The organism is Allobosea sp. 05T438, from assembly GCF_056396025.1.
Map to the genome: position 1 here is coordinate 88,399 of NZ_JBFTKQ010000006.1, position 21,138 is coordinate 109,536.

Annotated in this window: 20 protein-coding genes and 1 tRNA gene; 15 read left to right on the forward strand and 6 right to left on the reverse strand. The window is 66.8% G+C overall.

What is annotated here, in order from left to right:
- Positions 1–23: 23 nt before the first annotated feature.
- The 11 genes from AC1DIN_RS14645 to AC1DIN_RS14695 all read left to right on the forward strand — a co-directional run bounded on the left by AC1DIN_RS14645 (position 24) and on the right by AC1DIN_RS14695 (position 10,349).
- Positions 24–716: an MtnX-like HAD-IB family phosphatase gene (locus AC1DIN_RS14645; RefSeq protein ID WP_476810298.1), complete on the forward strand. Its 693-nt coding sequence runs from the start codon at positions 24–26 to the stop codon at positions 714–716.
- Positions 709–2,154 carry an aspartate aminotransferase family protein gene (locus AC1DIN_RS14650; RefSeq protein ID WP_476810299.1) on the forward strand — a complete coding sequence of 482 codons (1,446 nt, stop codon included), beginning with the start codon at positions 709–711 and terminating at the stop codon, positions 2,152–2,154. The genes AC1DIN_RS14645 and AC1DIN_RS14650 overlap by 8 nt, the downstream gene beginning before the upstream one ends.
- Positions 2,155–2,172: 18 nt before the next feature.
- Complete coding sequence (locus AC1DIN_RS14655; protein ID WP_476810300.1) at positions 2,173–3,096, forward strand: arginase family protein; 924 nt, start codon at positions 2,173–2,175, stop codon at positions 3,094–3,096.
- Positions 3,093–3,455, forward strand: coding sequence for an EamA family transporter (locus AC1DIN_RS14660; protein ID WP_476810301.1), 363 nt, complete (start codon positions 3,093–3,095; stop codon positions 3,453–3,455). Before AC1DIN_RS14655 ends, AC1DIN_RS14660 begins: the two co-directional genes overlap by 4 nt.
- Positions 3,456–3,466: 11 nt before the next feature.
- The gene (locus AC1DIN_RS14665; RefSeq protein WP_441470912.1) at positions 3,467–4,318 is read left to right on the forward strand and encodes an alpha/beta hydrolase; all 852 of its coding nucleotides are present in this window, start codon (positions 3,467–3,469) and stop codon (positions 4,316–4,318) included.
- 65 nt (positions 4,319–4,383) lie between these two features.
- Positions 4,384–5,475, forward strand: a complete 1,092-nt coding sequence (locus tag AC1DIN_RS14670) for a GNAT family N-acetyltransferase (protein WP_476810302.1) — start codon at positions 4,384–4,386, stop codon at positions 5,473–5,475.
- Positions 5,472–5,879: a DMT family transporter gene (locus tag AC1DIN_RS14675; protein ID WP_476810303.1), complete on the forward strand. Its 408-nt coding sequence runs from the start codon at positions 5,472–5,474 to the stop codon at positions 5,877–5,879. Before AC1DIN_RS14670 ends, AC1DIN_RS14675 begins: the two co-directional genes overlap by 4 nt.
- On the forward strand, positions 5,866–6,288 hold the full coding sequence (locus AC1DIN_RS14680) for a DUF2147 domain-containing protein (protein ID WP_441470915.1): 423 nt from the start codon (positions 5,866–5,868) through the stop codon (positions 6,286–6,288). The genes AC1DIN_RS14675 and AC1DIN_RS14680 overlap by 14 nt, the downstream gene beginning before the upstream one ends.
- Before the next feature lie 61 nt (positions 6,289–6,349).
- On the forward strand, positions 6,350–8,077 hold the full coding sequence (locus AC1DIN_RS14685; protein ID WP_476810304.1) for a sensor histidine kinase: 1,728 nt from the start codon (positions 6,350–6,352) through the stop codon (positions 8,075–8,077).
- Entirely contained in the window at positions 8,074–9,450 is a 1,377-nt protein-coding gene (locus AC1DIN_RS14690; protein ID WP_441470917.1) for a sigma-54-dependent transcriptional regulator, read from the forward strand. The genes AC1DIN_RS14685 and AC1DIN_RS14690 overlap by 4 nt, the downstream gene beginning before the upstream one ends.
- A 77-nt stretch (positions 9,451–9,527) precedes the next feature.
- Positions 9,528–10,349, forward strand: coding sequence for a MipA/OmpV family protein (locus AC1DIN_RS14695; protein ID WP_476810305.1), 822 nt, complete (start codon positions 9,528–9,530; stop codon positions 10,347–10,349).
- A 162-nt stretch (positions 10,350–10,511) separates the two neighbouring features.
- Here the strand turns inward: AC1DIN_RS14695 and AC1DIN_RS14700 are convergent.
- A tRNA-Gln gene (locus tag AC1DIN_RS14700) sits at positions 10,512–10,585 on the reverse strand.
- Between the two features lie 276 nt (positions 10,586–10,861).
- On the opposite strand from AC1DIN_RS14700, the gene AC1DIN_RS14705 reads away from it, so the two are divergent.
- Together AC1DIN_RS14705 and AC1DIN_RS14710 are read left to right on the forward strand one after the other, a co-directional pair.
- Positions 10,862–12,211 carry an amidase gene (locus tag AC1DIN_RS14705; RefSeq protein ID WP_476810306.1) on the forward strand — a complete coding sequence of 450 codons (1,350 nt, stop codon included), beginning with the start codon at positions 10,862–10,864 and terminating at the stop codon, positions 12,209–12,211.
- A gap of 74 nt (positions 12,212–12,285) precedes the next feature.
- Entirely contained in the window at positions 12,286–13,398 is a 1,113-nt protein-coding gene (locus tag AC1DIN_RS14710; RefSeq protein ID WP_476810307.1) for a M20 family metallopeptidase, read from the forward strand.
- A 150-nt stretch (positions 13,399–13,548) separates the two neighbouring features.
- Here AC1DIN_RS14710 and accC read toward each other — a convergent pair whose 3' ends face one another.
- The 4 genes from accC to AC1DIN_RS14730 form a co-directional block, all read right to left on the reverse strand.
- The gene (gene accC, locus AC1DIN_RS14715; protein ID WP_441470923.1) at positions 13,549–14,910 is read right to left on the reverse strand and encodes an acetyl-CoA carboxylase biotin carboxylase subunit; all 1,362 of its coding nucleotides are present in this window, start codon (positions 14,908–14,910) and stop codon (positions 13,549–13,551) included.
- 41 nt (positions 14,911–14,951) lie between these two features.
- A complete protein-coding gene (gene accB, locus AC1DIN_RS14720) occupies positions 14,952–15,413 on the reverse strand; it encodes an acetyl-CoA carboxylase biotin carboxyl carrier protein (RefSeq protein ID WP_476810308.1) in 462 nt (153 codons plus the stop codon).
- Positions 15,414–15,485: 72 nt separating this feature from the next.
- Complete coding sequence (gene aroQ, locus AC1DIN_RS14725) at positions 15,486–15,941, reverse strand: type II 3-dehydroquinate dehydratase (protein WP_441470925.1); 456 nt, start codon at positions 15,939–15,941, stop codon at positions 15,486–15,488.
- Positions 15,942–16,069: 128 nt separating this feature from the next.
- The gene (locus AC1DIN_RS14730) at positions 16,070–16,876 is read right to left on the reverse strand and encodes a DsbA family protein (RefSeq protein WP_476810309.1); all 807 of its coding nucleotides are present in this window, start codon (positions 16,874–16,876) and stop codon (positions 16,070–16,072) included.
- Positions 16,877–17,059: 183 nt separating this feature from the next.
- On the opposite strand from AC1DIN_RS14730, the gene AC1DIN_RS14735 reads away from it, so the two are divergent.
- Both AC1DIN_RS14735 and AC1DIN_RS14740 read left to right on the forward strand, forming a co-directional pair.
- Positions 17,060–18,250 (forward strand): pyridoxal phosphate-dependent aminotransferase, encoded by a 1,191-nt coding sequence (locus tag AC1DIN_RS14735; protein ID WP_476810310.1) that lies wholly within the window; start codon positions 17,060–17,062, stop codon positions 18,248–18,250.
- A 76-nt stretch (positions 18,251–18,326) separates the two neighbouring features.
- Positions 18,327–20,639, forward strand: a complete 2,313-nt coding sequence (locus tag AC1DIN_RS14740) for a mechanosensitive ion channel family protein (RefSeq protein ID WP_476810311.1) — start codon at positions 18,327–18,329, stop codon at positions 20,637–20,639.
- Between the two features lie 56 nt (positions 20,640–20,695).
- Here the strand turns inward: AC1DIN_RS14740 and AC1DIN_RS14745 are convergent, their stop codons facing one another.
- Positions 20,696–21,049 (reverse strand): hypothetical protein, encoded by a 354-nt coding sequence (locus tag AC1DIN_RS14745; protein WP_476810312.1) that lies wholly within the window; start codon positions 21,047–21,049, stop codon positions 20,696–20,698.
- Between the last annotated feature and the right edge of the window lie 89 nt (positions 21,050–21,138).

The following is a 21,138-nucleotide window of genomic DNA, read 5'->3' on the forward strand; positions in this document are numbered from 1 at the left end:
GCGAAACGGGAGCTTCCGCGCAGATGCAATGGCAGGCCATCGTCGATTTCGACGGCACGATTTCAGAGAAGGACACGACGGACTGCGTCCTGGCCCGATTCGCCGAACCCGGTTGGGAAGCGATCGAGGATGACTGGGTCGCGGGACGCATCGGATCGCGGGAGTGCATGGAGCGGCAGATCGCGCTGCTGCGCGCCTCGCCCGATGTCTTCGACCGCTTCGTCGAGAGCTTCGCGATCGACTGGGGATTTGCCTTCTTCGTCCGGGTCTGCCAGCGCCACGGCGTGCCGGTGACCGTGGTTTCGGACGGGCTCGATCGCACGATTCATACCGTGCTTCGCCGGGCCGGACTCGCCGGACTGCCGGTCATCGCCAATCACCTCGAACCGGTTGGTGCGGATCGCTGGCGCCTGACCTCGCCACACGCGTCCCGTGACGGCAGCTGCAGCAGCGGAACCTGCAAATGCAGCGTGGCCAGCAGCTTGGGGCGGCCTGCCACCATCCTGGTCGGCGACGGCCGGTCCGATTTCTGCCTGGCCGAGCGCGCCGACCTCATCTTCGCCAAGAACGGCCTGATCGCCCATTGCGACCAGGCCGGGGTGGAACACCGCCCATTCTCCCGGCTCGCCGAAGCGGCGCGCATCCTGGACGACATGCTGACCGGCGTCGTTCCGGCCGCAGCGAGCCATCACATCAAGGACTTGATCAATGGATGACGGATTTCCCCAGCACGGCCGCACCGCAGCCGCTCCCGCTGCGGTGAACTTGGCCTCGGTTACCGCCGAGGAGGCCCGCCTGCTCGCGCTCGAGGCGGAGTTCTGCTCGCATGGCGATACCGTGCACTACACGCAGTTCCCGAAGATCTTCTCGGGCTGCGAGGGCTCCTTCATGCTCGATGCTGCCGGCAACCGCTTCCTCGACCTGCAGATGTGGTACTCGGCCGTCAATTTCGGCTACGCCAATCCGCGCCTCAACAATGCGCTCAAGCGCCAGATCGACACGCTGCCGCAGGTCGCGAGCCAGTATCTCCATCGCGAGAAGATCGAACTCGCGGCGATGATCGCCAAGGATGCGCAGCGCAAGTTCGGCGCCAAGGGGCGCGTCCACTTCAATGTCGGCGGCGCGCAGGCGGTCGAGGATTCGCTCAAGCTCGTGCGCAACGCCTCGAACGGCAAGAGCCTGATGTTCGCCTTCGAGGGTGGCTATCACGGCCGCACGCTCGGCGCCTCCGCCATCACCTCGTCCTACCGCTATCGCCGCCGCTTCGGCCATTTCGGCGAACGCGCACACTTCATCCCGTTCCCCTACCATTTCCGCGGGCCGAAGGGCATGAGCAAGGAAGAGTATGGCGAGCATTGCGTGCAGCAGTTCGCCCGGCTCTTCGAGAGCGAATATAACGGCGTCTGGGATCCCAAGGTCGGCCAGGCCGAATATGCAGCCTTCTACGTCGAGCCGCTGCAGGGCACGGGCGGCTACGTCATTCCGCCGCCCAACTTCTTCACCGGCTTGAAGAAGGTGCTCGACGACCACGGCATCCTGCTCGTCGTCGACGAGATCCAGATGGGCTTCTACCGGACCGGAAAGCTCTGGTCGATCGAGCATTTCGGCGTCCAGCCGGACGTGATCGTCTTCGGCAAGGCCGTCACCAACGGGCTCAACCCGCTCTCCGGCATCTGGGCCAAGGAGGCGTTGATCAACCCGACCGTCTTCCCGCCGGGCTCCACGCATTCGACCTTCAACGCCAACCCGCTCGGCACCGCCGTGGCGCTCGAGGCGATGAAGATGATGCACGAGGAAGACTACGAGACCATGGTCATGGCCAAGGGCGCGTATTTCCTCGACGGGCTCCAGGAGTTGAAGCGCCGGCACAAGATCGTCGGCGAGGTCGACGGCCTCGGCATGGCCCTGCGCATCGAGATCTGCGAGCCGCATGACAGCTATACGCCGTCGAAGCGGTTGGTCGACCTGATGTGCGACGAGGGCATGAAGGCCGATCTGGAGATCGATGGCCGGCGCTACGGCCTCGTGCTCGATATCGGCGGCTACTACAAGAACGTCATCACTCTCGCGCCGGCTCTGACCATGAGCTACGAGGAGATCGATCTGGCGATCGCCCTCCTGGACCAGCTCTTCGCCCGCGTGGCTGGCGCCTGATCCGACCGGAGACGGCTGTTGCGCCTGCAGGTGATCGATCTCGACGGCAGCGTCGCGCGGCAAGAGCCGCTGCGCCGTCGCATCGATGCGGGGGAAGCTTCCCGCATCGATGCGACGCGTCTCGCCGCGCGTCTGCGCATCGTGGCGAGCCGCGGCGCGCGCGCGCGCCTGCTGGAGCAACTGGCGGCCGAGGACAGGGGCGGGAGCGGACCACCGGTCTACTTCTACGGTTCCGGGGATTTCCATCACCTCGCGGCGCTGCTGATCGCAGGCGTCGCCGAGCCGGTGACGGTCGTCCATTTCGACAACCATCCCGACTGGGTGCAGTTTCCCGCGACGGTCAATTGCGGCGCCTGGGTCAACCGGGCGCTGGAGCTGCCCCAGGTCCGCAAGGTCATCACCATCGGTCCCTGCAGTGGCGATCTCGTGCGCCCGGAATGGCAGTTCGCCAATCTCAGGGCAGTCGCCGAGGAGCGGATCGCGCTCTATCCGTGGCGGCACGAACCTTCCCGCGTCTGGGGCCGGTACGGAACGGCTGCGAGCTTCCGGCAGGAGGGAAACCATCTGCATTGGCGCAATCTGGCCGATGAGGACTGGGCTCATTTCCTCGACGACCTCGTCGCCACGATCCCGACCGGGGACATCTGGCTCAGCATCGACAAGGACGTCCTGGGGCGGGACGAGGCGCTGACCAACTGGGACCAGGGCGATCTGCCGTTCGCTCATCTGCTCGCCGCGATCGAGCGCCTGGCGGGCGCACGTCGCGTCGTCGGGGTGGATGTCTGCGGCGACTGGTCCGAGCCGCGCTTCTCCGATCCATTCCGCGCGACGCTCGCCTACTTCGATCACCCGCGGCCGCTGCGGCCTTCTCCGGAAGAGCTCGCCGTCAATGCCCGGGTGAATGCCGAACTCATCGACTGCTTTGCGCGGGTGCTGCCGTGACCGTGAACATCGTCCTCTGGTTCGTCCTGTCGATCGTCTGCGACGTCGTCGGCCAGCTCTGCCTCAAGCTCGGTGCCGACAGGTTGCCGCAGGGCGCGGGACTGCGCGAGCTCACCGTCGCGCTCGGCCGCTCCGGCTGGGCGATGGCTGGCGTGCTGACCTATGTGGCGGAGTTCTTCATCTGGCTGCGAATCCTCGCCGAGGTGCCGCTCTCGATCGCCTTTCCCATCGCCAGCCTCAATTTCCTCGCCATCACCTTCGCCAGCGCGGTTCTGCTCGGCGAGCGTGTCGGTTCCCGGCAATGGGCCGGAGCTTTCCTCATCACCTGCGGCGTGGTCATCGTCGCTCGAACAGTCTGACGGAACGAGACGTGACGACGCGCGATTTCAGCCTTCGCTATGCCGGCGGCCGGACCGGCTTCCTCCTGATCCACGGTTTGGGCGGAACCCCGACCGAGATGCGCCTCGTGGCGCGTGCGCTCAATCAGGCCGGCCACACGGTGCACTGCCCGCAGCTCGCGGGCCATTGCGCTGGAGAAAGCGAGCTGCTGGCGACGGGCTGGCGCGATTGGGCCCAGAGCGTCATCGACGAGCTCGACCGGATGCGCCTGATCTGCGACCGCGTCATCGTCGGGGGCCTTTCGATGGGCGCGGTCCTGGCGATGCATGTCGCTGCCGCGCGGCCCGAAGCCGTCGATGGCCTGGCTCTCTACGCGCCCACGCTCTGGTACGATGGCTGGTCGATCCCGCGTTACGCCTTCCTGCTGAAGTGGCTGATCAACACGCCCATCGGCCGCCGCTACAGCTTCGTCGAGCGCGAGCCTTATGGCGTCAAGGATCTGCGCACGCGCGCGCTGATCACCGCCGCGATCACCCGCGGCGACAGTTCTGAGGCGGGTCTGCTCGGCACGCCGTCCGGCGCGCTCCAGCAGATGTGGGCGCTGATCGCCCAGACGCGACGCGAGATGCCGGCCATCACTTGCCCGGCCTTGCTCGTCCACGCCCGCGAGGACGATGTCGCCAGCCTGTCGAATGCGTTCTACATCCAACGCCGGCTCGGCGGCCTCGTCGATGCCGTCATCCTCGACGACAGCTATCACCTCGTCACGATCGACCAGCAGCGCGGCATTGTCGTCGAGCGCTCGCTGGCGCTCGCGGCACGGCTTGCGAAGCGGGAGGTCCGGGAGAAGGCGGCGGGACTGCGCGTCGTCGCGGCCGAATGAACCCGCTTGCCGCCCGAATCGTCGAAAGCGTGGCCGCAATCGATCCCGCGGCTTGGGATGCGTGCTTGCCCGGCGAGGCGGAGTGCCACGCCTACTACAGCGCCTGCGAGGCGGCGGCAGCTTCCTCCGGGATTGGGCTGCGCATGCCGGCGGTCGTCGTCGAGACGCAAGGCGAGGTGGTCGCGGTCGCGCCCTTTTTCCGACTGAACTACCGACTCGATACGCCGCTTCAAGGCAGGCTGCGCGGGCTTGGCGATGCGCTGTTTCGCCATGTGCCGGGCCTTGTCACCCTCAAGGCGCTCTGCGTCGGCTCTCCCTATGGCGAGCGCTGCCATCTCGGCTTTTCGCCGCGGCTGGATACAGCCGGCCGCGCCGCGGCCTTTCGGCAGCTGGCTGAAACCCTCCAGCGGCAGGCCGCGGCCGAAGGCGCGCATCTCGTCGTCTGGAAGGATCTGGCGCCGGAGCAGGAGCGGGAGGCTGGCGCCTTCCTTTCCCGGGCAGGCTTTGCGCGCCTGGCCAGCCTGCCGGTCGCCGTACTCGATCTGCCTTTCCCGGGCGAATCTGCCTATCTGGCGTCGCTGTCAGCAGCAACGCGCAAGGACATCAGGCGCAAGCTCTCCAAGGCTGGCGAAGTCCGGATCGAGTTCCGTACCGACATCGCCGGGCTCGAGCGGGAGATCGACGCCCTCTACGAATCCACGCGCGCCCAAAGCGGCTTGGACTATGGCGAGCTTGAGCTCCTGCCGCCCGGCTATTTTGCCGGGATCTCGCGGGCTCTGGGCGAGCAGGCCGTTTTTGCGCTCTACTGGATCGGAGGCGAGCTTGCGGCGTTCAACCTGCTGCTGGTCGAGGCCGATCGCGTCATCGATAAGTTCCTGGGCATGCGTTACCCGCTCGCGCGTGAGCACAATCTCTACGTCGTGAGCTGGATGGCGAATGTGCGCTTCTGTCTCGAGCGCGGCATCCGCCTGTTCCAGAGTGGCCAGACCGCCTACGCATCCAAGCTCCGTTTCGGCAGCCGGCTCGTTCCCTCCACCATCCATGTCCGCCATCGCCGCGCGCCCCTGCAATGGGCGCTGCGCTCGCTTAGCCCCTGGCTCGGCTTCGACCGCTTCGATCCCGATCTTGCCGAACACGCCGGAAAGAAAGCCGCATGAGTGCCGTCACACCTGCCGAAGCGCCCTCGCGCTGGCGCCAGCTAGCAATCTGGCTGGCGTTCATCGGACTCGACACCGGAACGCAGCTCGCCTTCAAATGGGGCGCCGATGGGCTCGGCGACATGGATTTCGGCCTCGCGATGCTGACGCGATCGCTGGAGCTCCCCGGCGTCTGGTTTGCAGTCGTTGGCTATCTCGGAACCTTCGTGGTGTGGATGGCGATCCTGCGCGACATGCCGCTCAGCCGTGCCTTCCCGATGACCGGATTGGTCTATATCACCGTGCCGTTGTTCGCCTGGGCGGCCTTCGGCGAGCGGATCGATCTGATGCGCGCCATGGGCATTGCCTTGATTATCGCCGGAGTGATCCTGCTCGGTGGGGAGAGTGACGATGAGCAGCCGTAGCCTGCAAATCGCGTTCGTTGCGGCGGCGCTGATGGGCCCTCTGCCGGCCCGCGCCGATCCGATGTCGGATGTCGTCGGTCGCTGGCGCGATTCCGACGGGGAGTCGGAGATTGCGATCGCCCGCTGCGGCGCAGCGCTGTGCGGCCGGATCGTCTGGCTGAAGGAGCCGCGTTTCGACCGCTTCAATCCCGACGCGAAGCTGCGTGCTCGCTCGCTCCTGGGCATCGAGGTTCTGAGCAGGTTTTCTCCCGGCGGGGACGGGAAACTGGCCGGGGAGGGCTACAATCCCGCCGACGGCAAGACTTACCGCACGACGATGGAGCTTGCGGCGCAGAGCACATTGGTGGTCCGCGGCTGCGTCCTCGGCGGCCTGATCTGCGACGACGATACCTGGACGAGGCAGCCGTGAACGCCGCGAGATCACGAAGCGCCGAACGGGGAGGTGGCCGAGCGTCGTTCCGGGGCCTGTCGTGTCTACCCGGATGACGACGCTCAGGCTCAGGCTGGTGATCGGCTTCCTGCTGGTCATCGTGCCGGCGATGCTGGCGTCGGCCTTTGTCGCCGCGAAGCTGATTTCCAACGCGTTCGAGGACAATGTCGCGCATTGGCTGGGCGAGACTTCGCGCTTCTTCGGGCTGGAGGTCGCCGAAGCCGCGCAGGAGGCGCAGCGCGTTGCCGGCGTCATCGGGAGCCGGCTGGAACGGAGCCCGAGCGACGTCAAGATGCAGCATACCGTCGAGCGCGAATTCGGTGTGCTGAGCTCGGTCGGCTACGATCTCATTGCGGTCTATCGACCCGGCGGGGAAGTCATCTTCTCCTCGCGCCGTTTCTCTTCGGTCGGGTCTCTGCCCGAGAAGACGGGGCAGGGATTGTTCAGGATCATTGCCGACGGCCGGCGCTGGATCATGGCGGGAGCCGTCCAGTCCATTCAGATCAACGGGCAATCGGCCAACCTTCTCGTGGGCTCGTGGCTCGACGACAATTACCTGGGCGGGATCAAAGTGGTCACCTCGCTCGAGGTGCACCTGTTCTCCGACTTCGGCGGCGAGCTCGAACCGATCGTGCAGACGCATAACGATCGGCAGATCACCGTGCCCAAGGCGATCCTGACGCGGCTCGATGCCGGCGAGGATGAAATCTTCGATGCGGACGCCGATGGCGGGGGCTACAGAGCCGTCTATACCGGCTTTCGCGGCATAGACGGCAAGCTGGCGGCGATCAGCTTCATCGGCCTGCGCAGCGAGGCAGGCTTCTTCGAGCAGCTCGGCCGCGAGCGGCTGTTCCTCGGCATATTCCTGTTCGGAAGCTGCATCGCGATTGTCGTCGGCATATTGATGTCGGAAGTGCTCGTGCGGCCGTTGCGTGCCCTGACCCGGGGCGTCAGGGCGATTGCAGCGGGTGATTTCGGTCAGCGCGTCACGGCCAGCGGCGGCCGCGAGATCGCGCAGCTCGCCGCTGGCTTCAATGGAATGGCCGAGCAGCTGGGCAAGCTGCATGATCTCGAAATGGAATTGCGCCGCCGCGACAGGCTTTCGGCGCTCGGGCAGGCGGCGATGGTGATCGCGCACGAGGTTCGCAATCCGCTCGGCATCATCAAGACGTCTACGGAAGTGGTGCGCAATCGCTCCAAGCTCGGTGCTACCGAAGGGAAGATGCTCGGCTATGTCATCGACGAGGTTCGCCGGATCGAGACCTTGATGCGCGACTTTCTCGACTTCGCTCAGCCGAGGCCGCTCGTGCGCAGCCACTTCCCGTTGCGCAATGTCATCGAACGGGTCGCGGCCATCGCCACGCCCGAGCTTTCCCGGCGCGGCATCACCCTCCACATCGACGACGAGAGCGGCGGCGCCCAGATCAGCGGCGACCCCGACCAGCTTCACCAAGCCTGCCTCAATCTGGTCCTCAATGCCATGGATGTCATGCCCTCGGGTGGCACCATCTACGCGAGCTTGGCGGCGAATTCGGATACGGTGTCGCTGACGATCCGCGACGAAGGACCTGGCGTTCCCKACGCGATCCGGGGCGAGGTCTTCAATCCGTTCTTTACCACCAAGGCGAAAGGTACGGGTCTGGGGCTCGCGAAGGTGCAGAGCGTGGCGGCGGCGCATGGCGGAACGGTTGCTTGCGAATGTGCACCGGGCGAGGGTGCGGCCTTTACCCTCGCATTGCCGCGGGCCGAAACGGGAGGGCGCTCTTGAGCCACACCATCCTGGTCGTCGATGACGAGGAGCGTCTGGCCGACGTGCTGGCGGCCGCACTGGAGGATCTCGGCTATCGCACGACCGCTGTGACGAGCGTGCAGGCAGCCCTTGCGGCACTGGACCAGTCGCGCTTCGACCTCGTGCTCACCGATCTTCGGCTGCCGGTCATGGATGGGCGCGACCTGCTGCGTGAAGTGCGCAGCCGCTGGCCGGATATTCCGGTCATCATCCTGACGGCCTTCGCCGCTGTGCGCGATGCGGTCGAGCTCATCAAGGAAGGCGCGTTCGACTACATCGCCAAGCCCTTCGAGATGGAGGACGTCGCGGCGACGATCAGGCGCGCGCTGCGCCTGGCCGATGTGGTGCGGGACAATGAGCGCCTGCGCAGTGAGCTGGAAGGGCGCCACAGCTTCGATACGCTCATCGGAAACAGCGCGTCGTTCCGCCGCGTAATCGAGCAGGTCACCGAGGTTTGCGAGACCCGGGCGACCGTCATGCTGAACGGAGAGAGCGGCACGGGCAAGGAACTGGTCGCCCGGGCGATCCATTTCAACAGCCCGCGCCGGGGGCGGCCCTTCATCGCCGTGAATTGCGCCGCCATCCCTGAAACCCTGCTGGAGAGCGAGCTCTTCGGCCACGTCAAGGGCGCCTTCACCGGCGCGCTGGCCAATCGGGTCGGCCGTTTCGCGGCGGCTGAGGGCGGCACGCTCTTCCTCGACGAGATCGGTGACATGCCGCTTGCGATCCAGGCGAAGCTGTTGCGTGTCGTCCAGGAACGCAGCTTCGAGCCCGTGGGCGCCAACCGCAGCCAGAGCGTCGATGTCCGCCTGATCGCGGCGACGCATAAGGACATGCGCGAAGAGGTGGCTACGGGCCGCTTTCGGGAAGACCTGTTCTATCGGCTCAACGTCTTTCCGATCCAGCTGCCCGCATTGCGCGAGCGCCCTGAAGACATTCCGCTTCTGGCGACACATTTCCTGGCGACGCTGTCGGAATCGATCGGCAAGCGGGTCGCCGGCTTCTCACCGGCCGCACTCGCGGCCATGGCGGGGCATGACTGGCCGGGCAATATCCGCGAGCTGCACAATTGCATCGAGCGGGCGCTCATCGTCGCCAAGACCGCCCAGATCGATGTCCAGGATCTCCCGCGCGACCTGTTTGAGGGGCAGCGTCGGGCTGGCCGCGACGCACTGCCGCGCGATCTCGACGCTGAACTCGAACGGATCGAACGGGATTTCATCATCGAGGCGCTGCGCCGGAGCGAGGGCGTGCAGGTGAAAGCGGCACGGATGCTCGGCATCGCCGAACGCAGCCTCTGGCATAGAATCAAGAAGCTCGATATTCGAGTGGGCCGGACGGTGGTCGAATGATTGGCGGGCTTGTAGCGGCACTGTCGCGAAAGCGCGCCAGAACGAAATTTGGCGCGTTTGCCGCCCATGGAGGAACCGTGTCGCGTATCGGTTTTGGAAAGATTGGTTGCCTCGTTCTGCTTGCGGCGACGTCCGCGACGGCTGCCGAGCCGACCCCGGCCCTGACGGATGCAACGCCGGCCAAGGGCTGGATCGTGACGCTCGGCGGTTCGTTCCAGATGGGTCCCAAATACGAAGGGGCGAATGCCGTGGGCCCCTCCTTCATGCCCTCGCTCAGCTGGCGCCGCGTCGGCGAGCCGGCGGGCTTCAGCGCGCCCGACGACAGTCTCGATTTCGCGATCTATGAAACCGACCGCTTCAGCTTCGGCGTGGCGGGAGGTTGGAAAAGCGGGCGCTACTCCTCATCCAGCGTCAAGCTTTTCGGCATGCGAGACGTCCCCTGGGCGATCGAGGCCGGCATTTTCGCCGAGTACTGGCCGATCCTCGATCGGCTGCGCACGCGCATCGAGATTCGGCAGGGCTTCAACGGACATCAGGGCATCGTTGCCGATCTCTCGGCCGACTGGGTCGAGCGCATGGGACGCTTCACGCTGTCGGCGGGCCCGCGGCTCTCGCTCGGAAGCGCTTCCTACATGCGCACCAATTTCGGTGTGACCGTGCCGGAATCGCTGATCAATGGCTTTATCGCCCCGTACCGGCCGTCCGGCGGCGCCAAGAGCCTCGGTGTGGCGGCGGCGCTCGAATATACCTGGTCCGAGCAGTGGTCGACGACGCTTTTCGCGCGCTACGACCGCATGATCGACCAGGCCGCGCGCTCGCCGCTTGTCAGCACGATCGGCCAGCGTGACCAGTTCACGGTCGGGCTTGGCGCGAGTTACTCGTTCAGAATGGACCTCTGATCCGGCGACTCGAATCCGAGGCCGCCTGACCGCAGCCTCGGATTCGGGCGCCATCAGGCACCGGAAGTCGCTGGATTAAATCTGCGCGCAGCGGCAAGCACCGCTCGGCTCCGCACGTCACTGGATTTTGGTGATTTTCTGCAAACGCCACGCCGAAAAGGCTGGCTGGGGGACTAGGATTCGAACCTAGACAACCAGAGTCAGAGTCTGGGGTCCTACCGTTAGACGATCCCCCAACGAAGTGGCGCTTCGTGGCGCCGCGTTGGTGAGCCGGGGTCTAATCAATGCGGTCCGGCTTGGCAAGAGCTGAATTCACCCCGCACCCCAAACATTTCACAGGAACATGTCGTTCGCTGCGACATCGCGGGGATCGCCTGTGGCGGCGGTAGGGCCGCCTTGCCTGCGCATAGCTATGCTGTTGGTCCGCAGCATGCCAAACATGCGCGGCTTCCTCCGAAGGGCGGCCTGCCTGCTCCTCGATATCCTCCGCCTCCACCCGGTCCGACAACATCATGGCTCGCACTCTTTCCGCCCTTGCCGACGATCTCGCCTCCGGCCGGACCACTGCGCTTGCCCTCGTGCGCGAGGCACTCGCTCGGATCGACGCGCCGAAGGGGGAGGGCAAGCTCGCCTTCGTCAAGGTCCATCGCGAGGCGGCGCTCGCCGCGGCCGAGGCGATGGACAAGCTACGGTCTGCGGGGCTTGCGCCGTCGCCCTTCGCTGGCATCCCGATCTCGGTGAAGGATCTGTTCGACCTCGCCGGCGAAACGACCACGGCCGGCTCGGTGGTACTGGCCGATGCGGCTCCGGCCGAGCGCGACGCGCCGGCGATCGCACGGCTGCGGCGCGCCGGCTTCATCGTGATGGGTCGGACCAACATGACAGAGTTCGCCTTCTCGGGGCTCGGCCTCAATCCGCATTACGGTACGCCGGCTTCGCCCTATGACCGCACGACACGCCGCATTCCCGGCGGTTCTTCTTCGGGGGCAGCCGTGTCGGTCGCGGACGGCATGGCCTATGCCGGTATCGGCTCGGACACCGGCGGCTCCTGCCGCATCCCCGCGGCGTTCTGCGGCATCGTCGGCTACAAGCCGACCGCAGCCAGCGTGCCGCACGAGGGTGCCTTTCCGCTGTCGCAGACGCTCGATTCGATCGGGCCGCTCGCCAACAGCGTCGAATGCTGCCGCGTGCTGCACGAGATCATGAGCGGAGCCGAGCTGCCGAAGGAGGTCCCGACCAGCCTGGGCGGGCTGCGCATCGCCGTGCCGCAGACGGTCGCGCTCGACGGGCTCGACGCCCATGTCGCGGCGAGCTTCGACCGGGCGCTGGAGTCGCTGGCGAAGGCCGGCGCCGTCGTGATGGATACGCCCCTGGAACGCTTCGCCGAAGTCGCCCGGATCAACGCCAAGGGCGGCTTCGCTGCCTCGGAGGCCTACGCCCATCACCGCGCCCTGATCGAGGCGAAGGGCGATGGCTACGATCCACGCGTGCGGACGCGGGTTCTGCGCGGCCGCAACCAGGATTGCGCCGACTATATCGAGCTCACTCATGCGCGGGCCGCTTTCGTCGCGGCGATGCGCGAGGAGGTTTCTGCCTTCGACGTGCTGGCCATGCCGACCGTGCCGACCGTCGCGCCGACCATCGCCGAGCTCGCGGAGGACGACGAGGCCTTCACCCGCATCAACCTGCTGATGCTGCGCAACTCGACGCTGATCAACATGATGGATGGTTGTGCGATCTCGCTGCCGATGCATCGTGCGGGCGAGGCGCCGGCCGGGCTGATGCTGGCACGGGCCGGCGGCGGCGATGCTGCGCTGTTTGCGATCGCAGAGGCGGCGGAAGCGGCTCTGGCCGGCCGCTGAGCCGCGCCCGGAGCCTGCGAGCCGTGCATGGAAATGGCCTTCCGGGCCTCCGCATCTTTGGAGAACATGACCCCATGAATCAGAACGATGCCGCCGCCGCGCTCTCCGTCTGGGTTGCGCTCGAGAGTCCCACGAACCATGCCGCCGGGCTGAACGGCATGATGGATCTGGTCCAGAAGGATGTGGAAGGGCTGCCGATCGCGCTCGAGCGCATTCCCGGCCGCGACGGGCTCGGCGACATGGTCATGCTGCGCGCCGGCCTCGACAACGGCCAGCCGGCGGTCGCGGTGATGTCGCATCTCGATACGGTGCATCCGGTCGGCACGAGCTCCAAGGAGCTGCCGGTCAGGATCGAGGGAGACCGCCTCTACGGCCCCGGCGTCTACGACATGAAGGGTGGCGCCTGGCTCGCGCTGCAGGCCTTCAAGCAGGTCGCGATCGCCGGCAGCGCCAAGCGGCCGCTGGTCTTCCTGTTCACGCCGGACGAAGAGATCGGTTCGCCGACCAGCCGCGGGTTGATCGAGGAGATCGGCCGGAATTCGGCAGCGGTGCTGGTCACCGAGCCGGCGCGGCAAGGCGGCAGGATCGTCACGGCGCGCAAGGGCGTCGGCCGCTTCGATGTCAGGCTGGAAGGCCGGCCGGCCCATTCCGGGTCGCGCCATGCCGATGGGCGCAGCGCCATCCGTGAGGCGGCGCACCAGATCCTCGCCGTCGAGGCCATGACCGACTATGCCCGCGGCATCACGACGAGCGTTGCCCTGGTCGGCGGCGGAACGGCGGCGAACGTCATCCCGCAGCATGCCTGGTTCAGCGTCGATTGCCGCGTCACCACGCTCGCCGATGGCGTGATGATGGAGAACCGCATCCTCAGCCTCAAGCCGCACGACCCCGATGTGAAGCTGCGCATCACCGGCGGCATGAACCGGCCGCCCTATGAGAAATCGGCGATGGTGGCGGAGCTGTTCGGCAAGGCGCAGAACGTCGCGGCCGGCATCGGGCTCGACCTGCAGGACTGCCCGATGACGGGCGGCGGTTCGGACGGCAATTTCACCGCCGCGCTGGGTGTGCCGACCCTCGATGGGTTGGGCATCGACGGCGACGGGGCACATACGCTGCAGGAATACGCGCTGATCTCCTCGATCGCCCCGCGTCAGGCGCTGATGAAGGGCCTGCTGGAGACGATTTGAAGCGCTGCCGTCCTTGGGCACGGGCTTCTTTGCTCGGGCACGGGCTTCTTTAGGGAAACCCGGGGTGAGTCCCGGGTTTCAATTCCATGGCGAACAAAAAAGCCCCCCGCGCGATGCGGGGGGCTTTGTCATTTCGGGCCGGACGGGCTCTCAGGTCTGAGATTCGCCCATGCCGCCGGCGGCGAGGAATTTCTCGAGCCAGTGGATGTTGTATTCGCCGTTGAGGATGTCCGGGTTGCGCACCAGGGTCCGGAACAGCGGCAGGGTCGTGTCGACACCGTCAACGACGAACTCGTCGAGCGAGCGGCGCAGGCGCATCAGGCACTCGTCGCGGTTGCGGCCGTGGACGATCAGCTTGCCGACCAGCGAGTCGTAATGCGGCGGGATGGTATAGCCCTGGTAGGCAGCGGAATCGACGCGCACGCCGAGGCCGCCCGGCGTGTGGAACGAGGCGATCTTGCCGGGCGAGGGGCGGAACGTCGCCGGATGCTCGGCATTGACCCGGCACTCGATGGCGTGGCCCTCGATGACGATGTCCGACTGCTTGAGCGAGAGCGGCGCGCCGGCGGCGATGCGGATCTGCTCGTTGACGAGGTCGATGCCGGTGATCATCTCGGTGACGGGATGCTCGACCTGGATGCGAGTGTTCATCTCGATGAAGTAGAACTCGCCGTCCTCGTAGAGGAACTCGATCGTGCCTGCGCCGCGATACTGCAATTCGCACATCGCCTTGGCGCAGACTTCGCCGATCCGGTCGCGCTCGCTGGCGTTGAGGGCGGGCGAGGGGCCTTCCTCCCAGACCTTCTGGTGGCGGCGCTGCAGCGAGCAGTCGCGCTCGCCCAGATGGATCGCATGGCCGCGGCCGTCGCCGAGCACCTGGATCTCGATATGGCGCGGCTTCTCGAGATATTTCTCGATGTAGACCGCATCGTCGCCGAAATTGGCCTTGGCTTCGCTGCGGGCCGTGGCGAGCAGAACGGAGAGTTCCGCCTCGTTCCGCACGACCTTCATGCCTTTGCCGCCACCGCCCGACGCGGCCTTGATGATGACCGGGAAGCCGATCTCGCGAATGATCTTCAGCGCCTCCTCGTCATCCGCGATGCCGCCTTCCGAGCCTGGCACGCAGGGGATGCCGAGGCGCTTGGCGGTGCGCTTGGCCTCGATCTTGTCGCCCATGCTGCGGATATGCTCGGCCTTGGGGCCGATGAAGGTGATGTTGTGCTGCTCGAGGATCTCGGCGAAGCGGGCGTTCTCGGAGAGGAAGCCATAGCCGGGATGCACGGCATCGGCGCCCGTGATCTCGCAGGCGGCGATCAGCGCGGGGATGTTGAGATAGCTCTCGCGCGCCGACGGCGGGCCGATGCAGACGCTCTCGTCGGCGAGGCGCACATGCATCGCGTTGGCATCGGCGGTGGAGTGGACCGCGACCGTCGCGATGCCCAGTTCCTTGGCCGCGCGCAGGACACGCAGCGCGATCTCTCCACGGTTTGCGATCAGGATCTTGTCGAACATCTTGAAACCCAAATCCGACCCGGCGGCGAGCGGCGCCGCGCTCACTCGATCACCAGCAGCGGCTCGCCGTATTCGACCGGCTGGCCGTCTTCGACGAGGACGGCCGTGACCGTGCCGGCGCGGGGCGCGACGATGTCGTTGAAGGTCTTCATCGCCTCGACGAGCAGGATGCGCTCACCCTGCTTCACGACGCTGCCGACCTCGACGAAGGGCTTGGCCTCGGGCGAGGGGCGGCGATAGGCGGTGCCGACCATCGGCGAGGTGACCGCACCCGGATGGGCGGCGGTCGGCTTGCTTTCGACCGGAGCGGCAACGGCCGCGACCGGCGCGGCTGCCACGGCCAAGGGCGCCGCGGCCGGGACCTGAACGGTCGTGGTGATGCTGCGGGCGACGCGGACGCGCAGATCGCCCTTCTCGACCTCGATCTCGGTGAGATCGGTCTGGTTCAGGAGCTCGGCGAGCTCGCGGACAAGTTCGGGATCGATCGGGCTCTTGGTCGCCATGGCGGGTGTCACCGTCTTCTTTAGATTCTCGGATGGGCCGGCCGCAGAGCTGCCGTCCCGTTCATTCGGTTTTCAGGCGGCCTTCGCCGCCCGCTTTTCCAGCAGCGGCACGATGGCATCGAAGGCCAGCTCGTAGCTCGCGACGCCGAAGCCGCAGATCACGCCCACGCAGACCGGCGCCATATAGGAATGGTGCCGGAACTCCTCGCGTGCATGCACATTCGAGATATGAACCTCGATCGCCAGAGCATCGACGCCCTTGATCGCATCGCGCAGCGCCACCGAGGTGTGGGTATAGGCACCGGCATTGATGACGATGCCGGCCCCGGCAAGGCCCGCCTCCTGGATGAAGGTGACGAGCTCACCCTCGAAATTGGTCTGGCGGAAGCTGAGGTCGACACCCCCAGCCTCGGCCCGGCGCCGCAGCCTTTCCTCGACGCCGGCCAGTGTGACCGCGCCATAGGTTCCCGGTTCGCGGGTGCCGAGCAGGTTGAGGTTGGGTCCGTTCAGGACGTGGACGGCGACCATGGAAGGCGTTGATTCCGGCGCCGCGCGCGGGCGGCAGAAGCCGCCCTCATAAACGTTGCGGGGCGGCAGGGGAAGCCTGAAGGGCGCCCGCCGGCCCGATGACGCCGCCGCGTGAGCGCCGTTGCGGGTCAGCCGGCGCAGTCGGTCTTGCCGCAGCGGCGCACGGAGTCGATCTTCTGCTTCAGCGCGGCCTGGCCGACGGCGCCGAAGACGATCTCGTCGCCGACGATGAAGGCGGGCGTGCCGGTGAGGCCGAGGCGGTCGCCGAGCGCGACCGTGTCCTCGATGGCCGCCTTGGTGGCCGGGGCCTCCATGTCCTTCTTCAGCCGCTCGACATCGGCGCCGGCCTCCTTGGCGACTTCAAGCGCCTTGGCAGCGTTGACCTTGCCCTTCACGGCCATCAGCTTGTTGTGGAAATCGAAGTACTTCTGGCCCTGGAGCTGGCTCTTGACGGCAACCGCGACGCGGCTCGCCTCGACCGAATCGGGCCCGAGGATCGGGAAGTCCTTCAGCACGACGCGGAGCTTCGGATCGCTCTTGGCGAGTGCCGTCACGTCCTCCATCGCCCTTTTGCAGAAGCCGCAGTTGTAGTCCATGAACTCGACGAGGGTGATGTCGCCTTCGGGGTTGCCGATGATGACGGAGGTCGCCGGGTCGCTGATCCGCGCCTTCTCGGCGGCGACCGCGCCGCGCTGCGCCTCGGCCTRGGCGACGGTGTTGCGGCGCTCGAGCTCGATCAGCGCATCCTGGATGATCTCGGGATTCTTCAGCAGCGTCTCGCGGATGAGGTCGGTCACCGCCTTGCGCTGCTCGGGCGACAGGGGCTGGCCCTGTGCCATGGCGGGCACCGCGGAGGCCGCGAGCCAGAGGCCGAGCGCGAGGCCGGCAGGGCGCAGGCAGGCGCGCGCCAGGCTGGTGAGGGTCCGGAAAGCCATCTCGTTGTCCTTTCAAAGCCGCCGGGCGGAGAATGACCCACCGGAACAAAGCACTCGTAAGCGCGAGCTTGTGTGTCTTCGCCGCCCGAAGGTCAAATCACAGCTCTGCCAGCAGGGCGGCGGTTGCGGGCAGGCTCCGGCTCGGCTACGCGGGCTCGGCCCCTCGATGAACCGGACAAGTCGATGCAGAAGCCCCCGTTTTCGCCCGCTGCGCTGCCTGCCCTCGCCGAGCGCGCCGAGCGTGTCGCCCCCTTCATCGTCATGGACGTGATGAACCAGGCGGCCACGATCGAACGTCGCGGCGGCTCGGTGGTGCATATGGAGGTCGGCCAGCCCTCGGCGCCGACCCCGGCCTCGATCCGCGCTTCGGTGGCGCGGGCGCTGGAAGACGGTCGGATCGGGTACACGCAGGCTCTCGGCACGGATTCGCTGAGGGATCGCATCGCGCGCCATTATCGCGAAGCTTATGGCGTCGACGTGGCGGCCGAGCGCGTGGTGGTGACGACGGGCTCGTCGGGCGGCTTTATCCTGGCCTTCCTCGCCTGCTTCCAGCCGGGGTCGCGGATCGCGATCACGGCGCCGGGCTATCCGGCCTATCGCAACATCCTCATCGCGCTGGGCTTGGAGCCGGTCGCGATCGAGGTCGGGCCCGAGACGCGCTTTGCGCTGACGCCCGAGCTGATCGAGCGCGCCCATCGGGAAAAGCCGCTGGCCGGCGTGCTGACGATGAGTCCGGCCAACCCGACCGGCGTGGTGATGGCGCCGGACGCGATCGCCGAGGTCGCGGCCTGCTGTCGCAGGCTCGGACTCTGGTACATCTCGGACGAGATCTACCACGGGCTGACCTATGACGCGCCCGCGACGACAGCCCTTGCGGCCGACCAGAACGCAATCATCGTCAACTCGTTCTCGAAATACTATTGCATGACCGGCTGGCGCGTCGGCTGGCTCATCGTGCCCGAGCGGCTGGTGCGCACCATCGAGCGGCTCCAGCAGAATTTCTCGATCTCGGTGCCCTATCTCAGCCAGGTGGCGGGAGAGGCGGCCTTCGACGCGACGCAGGAGTGCGAGGCGATCAAGGCCGGCTATGCGCAAAACCGCGCCTTCCTGCTCAAGGCCTTGCCCGAGATAGGTCTCGGCGATTTCCTGCCGGTCGACGGCGCCTTCTACATCTATCTCGATATCGGCCGGTATTCGAACGATTCCATGGCCTTCTGCCGCAGCGTCCTCGAAGAGGCCGGCGTCGCGATCACGCCGGGGCTCGACTTCGACGAAGGCCGCGGCGCCCGCACCGTGCGACTGTCCTTCGCGGGCTCGCTGGCGGAATGCGAAGAGGCGGTCTCCCGCATCGGTGGCTGGCTTGGGAAACGTTGAGGCATAGTGCCTCGTCCCCCTTGCAAGAATCCGCAGAACCTCCGCATTCTCCGCTTGGGATAAGGGGAGATCGACCATGGACGTCGCTGCAGCCGGCAGGGCTTCTGCGAGGCGCTTTTCGGCGCTGTCCTCAGCGATCCTGATCTCTGCGCTCGTTTCGGTCGCCCTCCTGCTCGCCTTCGGCTTGATCGGGACGGCGCGCGCCGAAACCGAGGCCCCGGTCGTCCTCAACCTTCGCGGCGACGAGACGCCCGAAACCATCCGCAGGATGGTCGATGCGCTGTCGGGCCGGCCAGTGGAGATCCGGGTCGGCGGCGTGCCGACCGCGCCGCCCGCGGCGCCCCCGAAGGAGACCGCGGGCAAGGCAAAGCCGTCTGCGGCAACTCCCGCGCCTGCGCTGTCGATGACGGATGAGGAGGGCTTCCAGGCCGAAGTCAACGCGCTCGTCGACCGTTTCGTCGACGGCGTCGAATATGGCAGCACCTCGATTCCCGCGATCGGCGAACTGCCGGCCGACTGGGACCAGTCCTGGCAGCGTAATCTCAATGGCCGGGAGGGTCCGACGGCCGGCTGGCGCGTCTTCGGGATCATCTGCCTCGCGCTCGCCGTCGCCCTCGCGTTCCGGATCGCGACGGCCCGATGGTTCTGGCGCAAGCGCCAGCCTGCGGGGCCGGAGTTCACCCCCCGCCTCATCGCCTCGTCCTGGGGGCTGCTCCAGGATACCGCAGCGATCCTGCTGGCTCTTGCCGTGGTGCGGATCGCCCGCAACGCCTGGCTCCCCGACAGCGACCTTGCGAACATCGCGCTGTCGATTGGCGCCAACGGAGCCGCGATCGGCGCCCTCTATATCGCGGTCGGCCGGTTCCTGCTCTCGCCGGGCGCCCCCGAACGCCGCATCATGCCGCTGCCGCGCGCCGAGCGGCATTTCCGGCTGCTCGCCGTCTACTCCGTCGTGACGCCATTGATCGTGACGGGCATCCTGCTGGCCAATCAGGTCAGTTCGGGCCCGCGGCCAGTCACCGGGCTCATCGCGCTCACCGGTCTTTTCGTCACGCTGTTCAAGCTCTGGTGGTTCCACGATGCGCGGCACGATCTCGCGGCGCTGGTCCTGTCCGGCTCGTCCGAGCCCGGGCCGATCCGTCGTTTGATGGCGGCAGGAGCGGCATGGTTCTACATGGCGACGACGGTCGTGCTCTGGATGGTCAGCAGCGGCGCGGCGATGATGTCGAACGGCGGGCGTTGGGCCGAAGCGTCGGCCCTGTCGCAGGCTGCGCTCATCATCGTCCCCATCGTTGCCGTCGGTGTCGCCAGTCTGCTCCGTTGCCGCGCGGCGCGGCGCGAGGCGGAGCATGGCGTAACACCCGTGCTGCGCGCCACCGGTGCCGCTTTGCGGGCCGCCGCCGTCGGGTTAATCTGGGCGGCCGGCTTCTTCATCCTTGCGCGCCTCTGGGCGGGGCTTCTGCTTGGTGTCAGTTCGGCGCAGTTCGCTGCCGTCATGCGCCAGACTGGCGGCGTCGCGGTGTTCGCCTTCGTCGGCTGGGTGGCCCTGGTCTTCCTGCACGCGTTCTTCGACGCCTATGCGCCGCGACACCGCGTGGTCGGCCCCGCCGATGAGGACGTGGCGCATGAGGAGGACGTGCCGAGCCGTCTGGCCACCGTGCTGCCGGTGCTGCGCGGCGTCGTGCTCGGCGCGGTACTCGGCCTCACCGTCCTGGTGGTGCTCTCGCGCCTGGGCGTCGATATCGGTCCGCTGCTGGCAGGTTTCGGTATTCTCGGCCTCGCGATTTCCTTCGGCTCGCAGGCCCTGGTGCGCGACATCGTCTCGGGCGTGTTCTTCATGCTCGAAGATGCCTTCCGCGTCGGCGAATATGTCGATACCGGCCGGCTCAAGGGCACGGTCGAGAAGATCTCGCTGCGCTCGATGCAGCTGCGCCATCAGAGCGGGCAGATCCACACCGTGCCCTTCGGCCAGGTCCAGTCGCTGACCAATGCCAGCCGCGACTGGGCGACGGTGAAGTTCAATGTCCGCCTCGACCATTCCGCCGATCTCGAGCAGGCCCGTAAGGCCATCAAGAAGGTTGGCCTCGCCTTGCTGGAGGACCCCGAATACGGGCCTCACTTCATCGCGCCGCTCAAGATGCAGGGTGTGGCGGATATTACCGACCAGGCGATCGTGGTCCGGCTGAAATTCACCGGCAAGCCCAATCAGGCGTCGATGCTGCAGCGCGAGGCGCTCAAGCGCGTCTATCGCGCGTTGAACGAGGCGCACATTCCCTTCGCTTCCAACGCCGTCACCGTGCGCGGCGGCGAGGGAGGAGCGCAGAGCCAAGCTGCCGCCGCGATATCGACCGTGCCGCCGCCGACCCCGCTGGCACCGGCAGCGAGCTGATAGGCGAGAGACGGATTGGCCGATCGGCTCGCGGTGAAAGCTGATCGGAACGGGCTCTACAGCAAGAAGAACAGGCCGAAGCCCACGACAGTCAGCCCGCCCCCGAACAGACTGGCGAGGCGGGCCGTGCTGGCGACGGCTCCACGTTCAGCGCTGCGATTTGCGCGCTCGGCGTGGTCGAAGCCCGCCTCGGCGCGATACTGGGCGGCGTGGAGATCGGGCGTCATTTGCGGGCCGATCGGCCGATTGCCTTCGAGTTCGATCCTGACTGCGAGGAAGACGACGAGGAGGCCGAGGAGCCCGACGCCGAACCAGCCTATGGCGCGCCAGGCGAGATAGGCCAGACCGAGCAGCCCGACCGCGCACAGGAGGAGGAGAACGTCACGTTCCCTGTTTCGAGGCGGCTGCATCGGCTTCTTCCCGGCTCGGCGATCATCCATCGACCACAATGCCGAGCCGGCGCCAGGCTGCCAAGCACCGCGAAAAACAAAGCCCGCCG

Coding starts and splice junctions, on each gene's coding strand:
- AC1DIN_RS14645 (WP_476810298.1), top strand. CDS start 24: ATGCAATGGCAGGCCATCGTCGATTTCGACGGCACGATTTCAGAGAAG.
- AC1DIN_RS14650 (WP_476810299.1), top strand. CDS start 709: ATGGATGACGGATTTCCCCAGCACGGCCGCACCGCAGCCGCTCCCGCT.
- AC1DIN_RS14675 (WP_476810303.1), top strand. CDS start 5,472: ATGAGTGCCGTCACACCTGCCGAAGCGCCCTCGCGCTGGCGCCAGCTA.
- AC1DIN_RS14680 (WP_441470915.1), top strand. CDS start 5,866: ATGAGCAGCCGTAGCCTGCAAATCGCGTTCGTTGCGGCGGCGCTGATG.
- AC1DIN_RS14705 (WP_476810306.1), top strand. CDS start 10,862: ATGGCTCGCACTCTTTCCGCCCTTGCCGACGATCTCGCCTCCGGCCGG.
- AC1DIN_RS14710 (WP_476810307.1), top strand. CDS start 12,286: ATGAATCAGAACGATGCCGCCGCCGCGCTCTCCGTCTGGGTTGCGCTC.
- accC (WP_441470923.1), bottom strand. CDS start 14,910: ATGTTCGACAAGATCCTGATCGCAAACCGTGGAGAGATCGCGCTGCGT.
- accB (WP_476810308.1), bottom strand. CDS start 15,413: ATGGCGACCAAGAGCCCGATCGATCCCGAACTTGTCCGCGAGCTCGCC.
- aroQ (WP_441470925.1), bottom strand. CDS start 15,941: ATGGTCGCCGTCCACGTCCTGAACGGACCCAACCTCAACCTGCTCGGC.
- AC1DIN_RS14735 (WP_476810310.1), top strand. CDS start 17,060: ATGCAGAAGCCCCCGTTTTCGCCCGCTGCGCTGCCTGCCCTCGCCGAG.
- AC1DIN_RS14740 (WP_476810311.1), top strand. CDS start 18,327: ATGGACGTCGCTGCAGCCGGCAGGGCTTCTGCGAGGCGCTTTTCGGCG.
- AC1DIN_RS14745 (WP_476810312.1), bottom strand. CDS start 21,049: ATGCAGCCGCCTCGAAACAGGGAACGTGACGTTCTCCTCCTCCTGTGC.